The organism is Ruegeria sp. CDSA221, from assembly GCF_059611825.1.
On record NZ_JBXWPK010000014.1, the window covers coordinates 14,479 to 26,273 of the forward strand.

At 56.9% G+C, this 11,795-nt stretch carries 11 protein-coding genes and 1 tRNA gene; 3 read left to right on the plus strand and 9 right to left on the minus strand.

Features of this window, described 5'->3' with window-relative positions:
• Positions 1–68 precede the first annotated feature (68 nt).
• The 3 genes from pth (at position 69) to AC2FJ5_RS17460 (ending at position 2,379) form a co-directional block, all read left to right on the plus strand.
• On the plus strand, positions 69–749 hold the full coding sequence (gene pth, locus AC2FJ5_RS17450; protein WP_496794202.1) for an aminoacyl-tRNA hydrolase: 681 nt from the start codon (positions 69–71) through the stop codon (positions 747–749).
• Positions 750–831: 82 nt separating this feature from the next.
• Positions 832–1,995, plus strand: coding sequence for a serine hydrolase domain-containing protein (locus tag AC2FJ5_RS17455; RefSeq protein WP_496692952.1), 1,164 nt, complete (start codon positions 832–834; stop codon positions 1,993–1,995).
• Positions 1,996–2,004: 9 nt separating this feature from the next.
• Positions 2,005–2,379: a DUF2237 family protein gene (locus AC2FJ5_RS17460; RefSeq protein WP_142639459.1), complete on the plus strand. Its 375-nt coding sequence runs from the start codon at positions 2,005–2,007 to the stop codon at positions 2,377–2,379.
• Between the two features lie 42 nt (positions 2,380–2,421).
• Here AC2FJ5_RS17460 and AC2FJ5_RS17465 read toward each other — a convergent pair whose 3' ends face one another.
• The 9 genes from AC2FJ5_RS17465 to AC2FJ5_RS17505 all read right to left on the minus strand — a co-directional run bounded on the left by AC2FJ5_RS17465 (position 2,422) and on the right by AC2FJ5_RS17505 (position 11,754).
• Positions 2,422–3,567 carry a slipin family protein gene (locus AC2FJ5_RS17465; RefSeq protein ID WP_496794145.1) on the minus strand — a complete coding sequence of 382 codons (1,146 nt, stop codon included), beginning with the start codon at positions 3,565–3,567 and terminating at the stop codon, positions 2,422–2,424.
• A 402-nt stretch (positions 3,568–3,969) separates the two neighbouring features.
• Positions 3,970–4,044, minus strand: a tRNA-Asn gene (locus tag AC2FJ5_RS17470).
• Positions 4,045–4,410: 366 nt separating this feature from the next.
• Positions 4,411–5,658: a tryptophan synthase subunit beta gene (gene trpB / locus AC2FJ5_RS17475; protein WP_281973469.1), complete on the minus strand. Its 1,248-nt coding sequence runs from the start codon at positions 5,656–5,658 to the stop codon at positions 4,411–4,413.
• Between the two features lie 92 nt (positions 5,659–5,750).
• A complete protein-coding gene (locus tag AC2FJ5_RS17480; protein ID WP_496703554.1) occupies positions 5,751–6,401 on the minus strand; it encodes a phosphoribosylanthranilate isomerase in 651 nt (216 codons plus the stop codon).
• Between the two features lie 8 nt (positions 6,402–6,409).
• A complete protein-coding gene (locus tag AC2FJ5_RS17485; protein WP_271951622.1) occupies positions 6,410–6,760 on the minus strand; it encodes a lipopolysaccharide assembly protein LapA domain-containing protein in 351 nt (116 codons plus the stop codon).
• Positions 6,761–6,766: 6 nt separating this feature from the next.
• On the minus strand, positions 6,767–7,051 hold the full coding sequence (ihfB, locus tag AC2FJ5_RS17490) for an integration host factor subunit beta (protein WP_037310872.1): 285 nt from the start codon (positions 7,049–7,051) through the stop codon (positions 6,767–6,769).
• Between the two features lie 270 nt (positions 7,052–7,321).
• Entirely contained in the window at positions 7,322–8,998 is a 1,677-nt protein-coding gene (rpsA, locus tag AC2FJ5_RS17495; protein ID WP_142639449.1) for a 30S ribosomal protein S1, read from the minus strand.
• Between the two features lie 300 nt (positions 8,999–9,298).
• Positions 9,299–10,984, minus strand: a complete 1,686-nt coding sequence (locus AC2FJ5_RS17500) for a tryptophan halogenase family protein (protein ID WP_496794146.1) — start codon at positions 10,982–10,984, stop codon at positions 9,299–9,301.
• Positions 10,985–11,238: 254 nt separating this feature from the next.
• Positions 11,239–11,754, minus strand: coding sequence for a hypothetical protein (locus AC2FJ5_RS17505; protein WP_271951586.1), 516 nt, complete (start codon positions 11,752–11,754; stop codon positions 11,239–11,241).
• Positions 11,755–11,795: the final 41 nt, after the last annotated feature.

Genomic DNA, 11,795 nt, shown 5'->3' on the forward strand with positions numbered 1-11,795 from the left:
CTGGAAAATCGGCCCCGATCCGTGCCATCAACCAGTTGCGATATCGCGCTTGAGACAAGGACATGACGATGAAGCTGTTTGTCGGCCTGGGAAATCCCGGATCAAAATATGCTCGAAACCGGCACAATATTGGCTTTATGGCCGTTGACCGGATCGCCGAGGATTGCGGCTTTGGTCCTTGGAAATCCAAATTTCGGGCCGAAATCGCCGAAGGGCGGCTGGGTCAAGAAAAGGTTTTGCTTATCAAGCCTCAGACCTTCATGAACCGGTCCGGTCAATCGGTGGGCGAGGCCATGCGGTTTTACAAGTTGGATTCGACCGACGTCACTGTCCTACATGATGAATTGGATCTGGCGCCCGGTAAGGTCCGCGTCAAGGCAGGCGGAGGCCATGCCGGTCATAACGGGCTTCGGTCAATCCACGAACATATCAGCCCAGCCTATGATCGGGTGCGCCTTGGGATCGGTCATCCCGGGCGGAAAGAATTGGTTTCGCCATATGTCTTGGGCGATTTCGCGAAGGCTGACAACGACTGGTTGGAAGAAGTCCTGCGCGGCGTTGCAGATGGCGCAAGGCACCTGGCCAATGGCGATGGCGGTAAGTTCATGAACGCCGTTGCCCAGCGAACGGCACCGCCGCGTTCGTCCAAGTCACCGTCCGAGCACCCAAAACCAACGGCCCAGACCATTACCGAACCCGCCGAGGACAGCAGGTCAGCCATGCAGAAGCTGATGGACAAGTTCAAATAGCACCCTTTGCCGTTGCCCCTACGTCCGGATTGCGGAATTTTCCCGGGCAGGCTCCAATACCGGCAATCATGGGAGGCGACAAATGAGAGCTTTGTTTAAATGGGTGCTGCGTATCGCGCTGATGCTTGTGCTGGCAGCCGCCGTTGTCGGGTTCTGGAAACGCGAGGAAATTCAACGCTTGATGGCGGTGAACTCATTGTTTTCCCCCGAAAAGATCGTTCACAATTTCTCGCATATGGATGCAGCTTTCAAAACCGTCAACTTGCCGCGCGGGGATGGGGCCACATGGGAATTGCCTTACGGGCCCGGGTTTGACCTGCCAGCAGGCACGGATCAATGGATCGAAGACCGGTCGGTCACATCCTTGCTTGTGATGCAGGGCGGGCAGATCCGGTTTGAGGAATACTATCTGGGCACCACACCAGACGATCGACGCATTTCGTGGTCGGTTGCCAAAAGCTATCTTTCTGCATTGTTCGGCATATTGCTGGACGAAGGCGCAATCGCCTCATTGGACGATCCTGTCGTGCAATACGTGCCCAAACTAAAAGGCACGGCCTATGATGGTACGACGATTCGCAACGTGTTGAACATGGCCAGCGGTGTGACCTTCAACGAGGATTATCTGGATTACAATTCTGACATCAACCGGATGGGTCGAGTGGTCGCCTTAGGCCGAGAACTGGACGATTTTGCCGCCTCGCTGCAGGACAGTTTCGCAACACCTGGAGAAACCTGGAAATACGTGTCAATCGACACCCATGTTATCGGTATGGTGGTCCGAGGAGCAACCGGTCGCAGCGTAGCCGAACTGCTTACAGAGCGCATTGTGCAGCCGCTTGGGTTGGAGCGGGATGGCTATTACGTGACCGACGGGGCCGGAGTTGCCTTTGTTCTGGGGGGCTTGAATTTCACCACCCGCGACTATGCGCGTTTCGGTCAGATGATCCTGCAAAACGGGGTTCATGATGGGCAGCAACTGGTACCGGCTGAATGGATCGCCGCTTCGGTCCTGCCCAGTGCCCCGACCGCATCGGGCAAGATCGGCTATGGATATCAGTGGTGGATTCCCGTGGGCGCGCATGAGGGCGAGTTCATGGCCCGCGGCGTCTATGGTCAGTATATCTATTTCGACCAGCCGCGCGGGGTGCTGATCGTGTCCACCGGGGCCGATCGCAAGTTTCGAGACCCTGGCGTGAATGAGATTAACATAGAAATGTTCCGCAAGATTGCGCAAAGCCTGTAAGATGCTCTTATGCAGAAACAGGAAAGCATAAATGTTCTGGGGGGCGTGCTCGCCCCTTGCTCCCGCGATCCGCTGACTGGGTTCTTTCGCGATGGCGCCTGCAATACCTGCCCCGAGGATCAGGGCAGCCACACGGTTTGCGCGGTAATGACGGTCGAGTTTCTGGCCTATTCGAAATATGTCGGCAATGACCTCAGCACGCCGCGCCCCGAGTTTAATTTTCCAGGGCTGCGTGCCGGTGACAGCTGGTGTTTATGTGCGGGTCGCTTCCTGCAAGCCCATGACGAAGGATGCGCGCCCAAGGTTCATCTTGAGGCGACACATCAACGGGCGCTGGACATCGTGCCTCTGCGCATTCTCAACCAACACGCGGTTCAGGACTAGGCAGACCGGCCCGGGATCACCCGGACCAGCCCTTATTCGGGATCAATCCCGCAATTTCACAAGGTCAGACATCAGACCCTCGGTTCCGTTATGAACCGTCAGCCGCTCGACCTTGCCGGCGATGGTTTCCAGCGCTTCCAGCTCTTTCAGTCGCAGCATCACCGGGTTTTCCGCCATAACTTTCGCGGTGTTCAGCAAAGACCGCGTGGCGTTGGTTTCTTCCCTCCGCCGGATGACGTTGGCCTCGGCCTGTTTCTCGGCAGCGACTACGGCGGTCAGGATTTCGCGCATCTCGCCGGGCAGGATGACGTCTTTCAACGCGATCTCACCCACTTCGATGCCGATCCCGGCCATTTGTGTCCGCACCCGATCTGCAGCCTCGGTGTCAACGCCCACCTTCTCGGCAAGTAGCCGGTCAAGCGTCATCGACCCAAGGGTCTTCCGGAACGCCAGTTGCAGGGCCCGGTGCAGGGCCTGATCAAAATCCTTCACCGCCCCCATCGCCTTGACCGGATCGACGACCCGGTAATCGGCGCTGAGGTTGACCCGGATGGTCACCCGGTCCTTGGTCAGTATCTCTTGACCCGTTACCTCATGGGTTCGTTGCCGCAGGTCGATCTGCTTGACCTCGACGTTCCGGCCCACCTTCCAGAAGGCATGGGCGCCGGGGTTCAGCCGATCCACTAGCACGCCATCCACGGTCAGCAAACCGACATGCCCTTCGACAATCTCGACCCGCGTCAGGTGCATCTGCAGCCCCACCCGAACCAGCCGCTGCGCGACCGCTTTGGGCACAACCATGGACTCGGTCAGCGCGTGTTGCTCAACGGCCCAAGGGCCGGCAACCTTCCAAACCAGCGCCCGTACTTCGGGGATCAGCACCAGTGCGGGCACACCATCCCGAAGCAGAACCAGAACCTCGTCGGGCCCTGCCCGAAACTCGGTCAGGTGCGCCTCGGCCAGTTCGGGCCGGTTCTGCATCAGCGCCCGCTCATAGGGCGACACGAAAAAGAGAGCCTCCAGATCGTGCAGCTCGGTCAGCACATCCCTGCGTGGCAGCCGGTGTTTCCCGGGGCCGAGGAGGGTGTCAATTACCCCCTTGCGCAAAACCAGCATCCGCTGGGTCTCGGTCAGGGTCAGCCGTTGATGACCGGACAGCCGGTCGATCAGATCTTGGAATAGTGTCATTTCATTTCTCCTTTTCGTCTCGCTCTATCGTCGTCGCAAAAGCGAACTCCTTTTCATGTTTTCAGTGGTTTGCACCCCGATTGGGTGACAGGTGTGAAGCCTTCGGATGAAGGCTGTGAAAGACCCGGGCATCCCCCGCGCCGTGTCCTTTTGCGAGAGGGTCAGAGAGAGGGGCGCGGGACCAATGCGCCGCCTGCTCCCAAGGGATCAAGCGGGGCGCCAATCCGGCGACACCGTCATCTGCCCTCTGGCCCAAGACCAGAGCAGCGAAGACCCCTGCCCCGCCCGGCCAAAGCCTGACATAGCGCGGTGCCACCCCTGCTGGGGAACACCCGGACCTTAATGATTTGGACCGTTTTCACGGACCGGCGTTGAAGGCCGGTGCTGACCTAACAGCGTTTGTTCAAATGGCGGGACTCGAACCCGCTACACATCGATTAACAGTCGATTGCTCTAACCAGAATGAGCTACATTTGGAGCTTTGGAAGGAGTCGAACCTTCGCTCACAGACTTGCCATCTGCCGCTCTTCCACCTGAGCTACAAAGCATGTACCAATCCCCGGTTTCGGCCCTGGCATACGGTTTCGGCAGCGCCGTCCGCACCGAGAGAGTGATCACCTCTGCTCGCTAGGGTCCGGCCCGTTTTGACCGGTAACGGCGGGTTTAGGCGAAGGGGCAGGATTCGCTCAATGATATTCTGAGAGGTGGAAATGCACCTGTGGCGAGTGCGCAACAAAATTACCCAGCTGCGCAACATTCGAAAAGCCGCAGGCTGGAAACCAAAGCTGCACACCGTTCAAAGGCACACAGCTTTTGTCAGAAATTTCAAATTTTACCGCCTGGTCAATCGGCGCTGCGGCCTTCGGTATCCGACATGTCGAAGTTCAGATATTTCGCCACGGTCTGAACATCCTTGTCACCACGTCCACACATATTCATGCAGATCAGGTGATCCTTGGGCAGATCCGGCGCGATCTTCATCACATGAGCCAGCGCATGGCTAGGTTCAAGCGCCGGGATGATGCCTTCGGTTGCACAGCAAAGCTGGAACGCCTCAAGCGCCTCTTTGTCGGTGATCGACACATATTGCGCGCGGCCGATATCATTCAGCCATGAATGTTCAGGGCCAATGCCCGGGTAATCCAGACCAGCCGAGATCGAGTATCCTTCGAGGATTTGCCCGTCATCATCCTGCAACAGATAGGTGCGGTTGCCATGCAGAACACCGGGGCGGCCGCCGGTCAGCGAGGCGCAATGTTCCATCTTGTCGTTCACGCCCTTACCACCGGCTTCGACACCGATGATGTTGACGGATTTATCATCCAGGAACGGATAGAACAGACCCATTGCGTTCGATCCACCACCGATGGCGGCGATGAGCGTGTCGGGTAAACGGCCCTCGGCCTTGTGCATCTGTTCCTTTGCTTCCTTGCCGATGATCGACTGAAAGTCGCGCACCATCGCCGGATACGGGTGCGGGCCAGCAACTGTACCGATGCAATAAAACGTATCGCGCACGTTGGTCACCCAGTCACGTAACGCATCGTTCATCGCGTCTTTCAATGTGCCACGACCTGACGTCACAGGGATCACTTCGGCCCCCAGCAGGCGCATGCGGAACACGTTCGGGGCCTGTCGCTGCACATCATGCGCGCCCATATAGACCACGCATTTCAAACCGAACTTGGCGCAAACGGTGGCTGTGGCCACGCCATGCTGTCCGGCGCCGGTCTCGGCAATGATCCGGGTCTTGCCCATGCGCCGCGCCAGAATGATCTGGCCCAATACGTTATTGATCTTGTGCGCGCCGGTGTGGTTCAGCTCATCGCGCTTCAGATAGATTTTGGCGCCACCCAGATGCTCGGTCAGGCGTTCGGCATAATATAATGGCGAGGGGCGTCCCACATAGTTGGCCCACAGATCGTCCATCTCGGCCCAAAATGTGGCATCGTCCTTGGCCTTTTCATATTCCTCTTCCAGCGCCAGGATCAGCGGCATCAGCGTTTCGCTGACAAAACGCCCGCCGAAAATGCCGAAACGGCCCTGCTCGTCTGGGCCGGACATGAAGGAATTGAAAAGATCGTTGGCCATGGGTGTCTCCATCGTCGTACCCGTTGTTCATAGGAGGTAGCGGCGGGATTTGCCATGGCAAAACGCACATGGGAATCCTTAGATGTGATACCTCAGCCGGCCCGAATTGCAGCGTCTACAAACGCACGAACCATCGCGGCATCCTTGATGCCCGGTGCACTTTCCACGCCCGAGGCGACATCGACCTGACGCGCGCCCGTCATACGGATGGCCTCGGCCACATTGCCGGGGTTCAACCCACCGGCCAGCATCCAGGGCTTGCGCCAGTATTTGCGCCCAGCCAGCAAACGCCAGTCAAACGCCAGCCCGTTTCCACCCGGCAGAACCGAGCTCTTTGGCGCCTTGGCATCTATCAGCAACTGATCGGCAACATCGCAATAAGTATCAATGTCGGCCAGGTCTTCGGCATCTGCAACACCAACCACCTTGATAACAGGCAACCCATAGCGCGCCTTGATTTCCTGCACCCGCTCGACAGATTCTGAGCCATGCAGCTGCAACATGTCAAAAGGGGCGACTGCGGTGATACTGTCCAACAACTCATCCGTGGCGTTCACAACCAAGGCGACCTTTGCAACCCCAACGGGGACATGCTCGAACAAAGCTGCTGCCTGTTGAGGCGAAACATATCGAGGCGATTTCGGAAAGAAGTTGAAACCAAGATACCGTGCACCCGCATCAGCTGCTGCGCGCACGTGATCTGGTGCAGTCAGGCCGCAGATTTTAACCGCTACATCCGACATTCCGGGCCTCAGCTGGCCTCATCCAACAGGGCGAGAACTTCGTCCTGTCCTTCGTTCTGCGCTTTCTTGAGCTTCTTGACCTCACGCTCAAGCTTGCGCACTTCACCTTTGCTGGCGGTAGCATCGCGGCGGTGCTTGTGCTCGCGCAGCCATTCCCAAAGAAAGCCAATGACCAGGCCAGCGACGATGCCACCCAGAACCACCACGAACAGCGGCAACGAGGCGCTGAAATTGAAGCCAAGCAAATCGGCTATAGCCGAGGGAATAAGCGTCAGCTCAACCGCTTCGCGGTTGGCCAGAGAGACTGAAATCAAGACGATCCCGAGGACCGCGAGAAAAGCATATCGAAGGTAGCGCATCATGGCCTAGGCTTTACCGTTCAACCGGTCCCTTAGCAACTTGCCAGTTTTGAAAAACGGAACACATTTTTCTTCGACCTGCACAGTTTCGCCGGTGCGCGGGTTACGACCCACACGGGCATCGCGCTGTTTCACTGAAAACGCCCCGAAGCCTCTCAGTTCAACCCGATCCCCTCGCGCCATCGCATCCGTTACTTCTTCGAACACGGTATTCACGATTCGCTCGACGTCACGCTGATAAAGATGCGGGTTCTCGTCGGCGATTTTCTGAATCAGTTCTGAACGGATCATGTGCGTTACCCTCCCAGGCGACCGGTTAACCATGCCTATTATTCTGAACAGTATAGGAAAAAACTGGGTTCGGGGGAACGTAAACTCTGCGGGCAAAGGCTGAAAATTACAGTTAAGTAACGCGAATTTTTGCCAGTTCATGTAATTTGCCCGACAAATGCATGAACCTAAGCCTCAATTAGCCTGAAAATGCGAACATGTTGATTCGCAACAAAAACGGCCCCGCGCTTTCACGCGGGGCCGGAAATTCGGCTTGACTGAGGCTCGGACTTAGTCGCCCGACTTCAGCGCTGCACCCAGGATATCGCCCAGCGATGCGCCCGAGTCGGAAGAACCGTACTGTTCCACGGCCTCTTTCTCTTCGGCGATCTCACGTGCCTTGATCGACAGACCCAGACGACGGGTCTTGCTGTCGACATTGGTGACGCGGACGTCGACCTTGTTACCGACCGAGAAACGCTCGGGGCGCTGTTCGGCACGGTCACGGCTCAGGTCGGAACGACGGATGAACGACTTCATACCTTCGTACTCTACCTCGATGCCGCCATCTTCGATCGCGGTGACCTCAACGGTGATGATCGAGCCACGCTTCACGCCGCCCACGGCTTCGGCGAACTTGTCACCGCCCAGGGCTTTGATCGACAGCGAGATACGCTCTTTCTCGACATCCACTTCAGACACAACGGCCTGTACCACGTCGTTCTTGTGGTAGTTCTGGATGGCATCCTCGCCACGCTCGTCCCAGGACAGATCGCTGAGGTGAACCATGCCGTCGATGTCGCCTTCGAGGCCAATGAACAGACCGAATTCGGTGATGTTCTTGACTTCGCCTTCGACTTCGGTGCCCTCGGGGTGTGTTTCTGCAAACACTTCCCACGGGTTGCGCTGAGTCTGCTTCAGGCCCAGAGACACGCGACGCTTGGCGCCATCGATTTCCAGAACCATGACGTCGACTTCCTGGCTCGTCGAAACAATCTTGCCGGGGTGGACGTTTTTCTTGGTCCAGGACATCTCGGACACGTGCACCAGACCTTCGACACCGGCTTCCAGCTCGACGAACGCGCCGTAGTCGGTGATGTTGGTGACGCGACCCTGATGAACCGAGCTCAGCGGATACTTGGCTGCAACCAGATCCCACGGATCTTCCTGCAGCTGCTTCATACCCAGGCTGATGCGGTGGGTCTCTTTGTTGATCTTGATGACCTGAACGTTGATGGTCTCGCCGATCGTCAGGATCTCGGACGGGTGGTTCACACGGCGCCATGCCATGTCGGTGACGTGCAGCAGGCCGTCAACGCCGCCCAGGTCAACAAACGCACCGTATTCGGTGATGTTCTTGACCACGCCTTCTACGGTCTGACCTTCGGTCAGGTTGCCGATAACCTCGGCGCGCTGTTCGGCACGCGATTCTTCCAGGATTGCGCGGCGCGAAACAACGATGTTGCCACGGCGACGGTCCATTTTCAGAATCTGGAACGGCTGCTTCAGACCCATCAGAGGGCCAGCGTCGCGTACGGGGCGCACGTCAACCTGCGAGCCGGGCAGGAACGCAACTGCACCACCCAGATCGACGGTGAAGCCACCTTTGACACGACCAAAGATTGCACCTTCGACGCGCTGGTCGTCGGCATATGCTTTTTCCAGACGGTCCCATGCCTCTTCACGGCGGGCCATCTCACGTGAGATGACAGCTTCGCCACGGGCGTTTTCTGCGGCGCGCAGGTAAACTTCAACCTCGTCGCCAACAGTGATTTCAGGGGCTTCGCCAGGATTTGCGAATTCTTTCAGATCAACGCGGCCTTCCATTTTGTAGCCGACGTCGATGATGGCTTGGCCGGCTTCGATCGCCAGAACCTTACCTTTGACAACAGAACCCTCTTCGGGCGTGTCCATTTCGAAGCTTTCATTAAGGAGGGCTTCGAATTCCTCCATGGTTGTATCAGCCATCTGGCAGTGTTTTCCTTTACATAACGTTTTTGCTGGCCGAGCGGTTGTCTCCGCCGGTCTTAGTGGATTGGTCAGACGACCTGACATATACCGCAAAACAAAGAGGGCCGGTTGGTCCGACCCTGCTCGTCTCATTGTTTTATGGCTCAAATCGCCTTGTCGACGCGCGCTCTATAACGGGTTCGCACAGGCGCTGCAAGTTTTACCGTGCATATCACAAAATAACACGCAAACCCCAGCCTTGCATGGCTGAGGTCGGGTCGATTTGTATTCTTCTTCAGCTCCGAAAGGACAGAGCGCCTAAAACAGTTGCAGATCTTTTGAGCCGCTTTGGATTTCGGCAAAATTCGGCATGTTCTGGACCGCCAAAGGTACCGGGGCCGCGCCCGGCATCGCGACTGTTGGCTTCGCTGCTGCGGCCTTTCCAAAGGCAGGGCGCTCTAGCTCGCCCCGGATATCGCGCAGCAGGGTTTTGTGATCAGGCATTGATCTGAGTATCTGCGCAAGATCCACTTTCGCGCCTTTCCACCACTGGAACCAGATCGGTTTCTTCAACGGCCGCAAGCGATCGCGGATGCCGGCACCATAGCCCGTATCATAGACCTGCTTACCCAAAAGAACCGTTTGATAGACGCGGAAATCGAAAAGCGTTGCAAACTCGATATCTCGTTCCAAAGGCAGGCGGTGCTGCCACAGCTCAAGGTTCTCGGCCAGCCGATCCGGTATCTTCATTTCGGTCCGCGCGTCGATCCAATATTGATCATCCGTGCGGTTGCCCAAGCGGTAGTGCAGACAAATGAAATCCAGAACCTCGTCATAGAGCTTATCCATTTGCTTGTTATATCTCGCCCGCAGCGACGGTTCGATGTCCCGCGTAGGCAGATGCTCGGCGAACCAGCGCACCGCATGATCAATCATGTGGATCGCTGTACTTTCCAGCGGTTCGATGAACCCTCCGGCCAGTCCGATCGCCACGCAATTCTTGACCCAGGCATTGCGCACGCGTCCGATACGCATCGGGATCACACGCGGCGTCGCACCTTTGCCGCTGTCGCCCAGCCATTCGAGGTATTCATCCGCCGCCTGTTCATCCGTGCGATGCGCAGATGAGTAAACATAGCCCGTGCCCACACGGTTAAAGAGTGGCACCCGCCAGGTCCACCCCGCGCCAAGTGCGGTGGACCGTGTGACGCTTTCAATTTTTTCTGGATCCGGGTGCTCGATCTGCAACGCCATGGCGCGGTCGTTGGGCAGATAGTCAGAATAGTCCATGAAAGGCTCGCCCAGCGCCTTGTTGATAATCAAGCCGCGAAACCCGGTGCAATCCACGACCATCTCAATGTCATGGCGGCCTTTCTTTTCCAGCATCAGATGACTGACATTGCCCTGCTCATCCAGCTCGACCGATTTCACCTCGTCCTGGATATGCTCAACGCCGCGCTTGGTGCAAACCCTGGTCAACATGCCTGCAAACTTCACAGCATCCAGATGATAGGCATAACCGAACCGCTGCTCAAACTCTGGCTGACCCAGTGGCCGCCCACCTTTGCATAGGCGCGCCAGATCATCATGGGGCGAGATGGACTGCGTGAAATCCCTATCGCCATTGCCAAAGCGCAGGAAGTATTCTGCGGGCTCTAACCCCTCTAACAACTGGCCATGCGCAAAAGGGTTCACGTAATCAATTCGATTGCCTTTGGCGTCCTTGTTCCAATTACAAAACTTCACGCCCAGCTTGAACGAGGCGTTGGTCTCACGGAAGAAATCCCGCTCTGAAATGCCGGCCTGGCGCAGCGTGATCGGCATCCGTGGAACCGTGGCCTCGCCAACGCCCACAGTCGAGATATTGGGGCTTTCGATCAGGCAGATACGCGGGCGATCCTTGGGTGCTGACGTGCGTGAAAACACCATTTCCAGGATCAGCGCGGTCATCCAACCTGCCGTGCCGCCACCCACAATGGTGATCTTGCGCAAACGATTATTCATATTTTCTGTCCCTGTTGGTTTTGGGGTTTTTTAGCCGCCTGCCCTTTTTGATTTTGGGGCTTGTAAAGCAGCTTTCCCTTTTTGCCTGAGAGAAACTATAACAGCTTTCCTGCATCCAGCTAGGCACTATGACGGCCGAACCTACATACATGTCGGGTCATCAGACCCGGCAACACAGGCCGCTCGCCACTGCGCGACTTTCTTTAGGATGGTGGATGCTGCGAGAAAGGAAATGCGCAAGTACCGGCCCTGCGTCAGATATCCTCGCCTTTTTTCAGAAGCTCTTCGATCAGAGCGCGCTGAAGATCATTGCTATCGCCGCCGCCAAATTCCGCAACTCCGCTGGAATACAAGGTGCCGTAGGTGTTGGCGATGTTCACCGTCTGGGCCAGCCCCGAGATCAACTGATCCCTTTCCAGCCGCGACAAGGGGTGGATGAACGCAGCCCACAAGGTGCCATTGGCAATCGCATATCGCGCATCCAGGGTACTGTCGAAATTCGCCTGCATCATCCGTTGCATGTCCTGAGCACTCAGATCTTCGACACTTTGGATCGACACCATGGCCCGCATCCGGTCCGCATTGACGTCGGTAATCACCAGAACGGGAACCTCCGCGATGGTAAGCTGAAAGCCCGGCCCAAGAGGCTCTGTCTCGGGGTCAAGCGCAAACAATATCTTGCCCAAACGCTCGTAGGTCATTGGCGGTTCTGCCTCTTGCGCTGAAAGCGCACTGGCGAGAAAGGTAAAAATCAAAATCAGGCGGAACATCGATTACCTCCGGCAGATGTCGATACAAAGGTAATCGACGC

Excerpts from the sequence above, each read along its gene's own strand:
- AC2FJ5_RS17460 (WP_142639459.1), top strand. The coding sequence starts at position 2,005 with ATGCAGAAACAGGAAAGCATAAATGTTCTGGGGGGCGTGCTCGCCCCT.
- AC2FJ5_RS17480 (WP_496703554.1), bottom strand. The coding sequence starts at position 6,401 with ATGTCGGATGTAGCGGTTAAAATCTGCGGCCTGACTGCACCAGATCAC.
- AC2FJ5_RS17505 (WP_271951586.1), bottom strand. The coding sequence starts at position 11,754 with ATGTTCCGCCTGATTTTGATTTTTACCTTTCTCGCCAGTGCGCTTTCA.
- AC2FJ5_RS17500 (WP_496794146.1), bottom strand. The coding sequence starts at position 10,984 with ATGAATAATCGTTTGCGCAAGATCACCATTGTGGGTGGCGGCACGGCA.
- AC2FJ5_RS17465 (WP_496794145.1), bottom strand. The coding sequence starts at position 3,567 with ATGACACTATTCCAAGATCTGATCGACCGGCTGTCCGGTCATCAACGG.
- AC2FJ5_RS17455 (WP_496692952.1), top strand. The coding sequence starts at position 832 with ATGAGAGCTTTGTTTAAATGGGTGCTGCGTATCGCGCTGATGCTTGTG.
- rpsA (WP_142639449.1), bottom strand. The coding sequence starts at position 8,998 with ATGGCTGATACAACCATGGAGGAATTCGAAGCCCTCCTTAATGAAAGC.
- ihfB (WP_037310872.1), bottom strand. The coding sequence starts at position 7,051 with ATGATCCGTTCAGAACTGATTCAGAAAATCGCCGACGAGAACCCGCAT.
- AC2FJ5_RS17485 (WP_271951622.1), bottom strand. The coding sequence starts at position 6,760 with ATGCGCTACCTTCGATATGCTTTTCTCGCGGTCCTCGGGATCGTCTTG.
- pth (WP_496794202.1), top strand. The coding sequence starts at position 69 with ATGAAGCTGTTTGTCGGCCTGGGAAATCCCGGATCAAAATATGCTCGA.
- trpB (WP_281973469.1), bottom strand. The coding sequence starts at position 5,658 with ATGGCCAACGATCTTTTCAATTCCTTCATGTCCGGCCCAGACGAGCAG.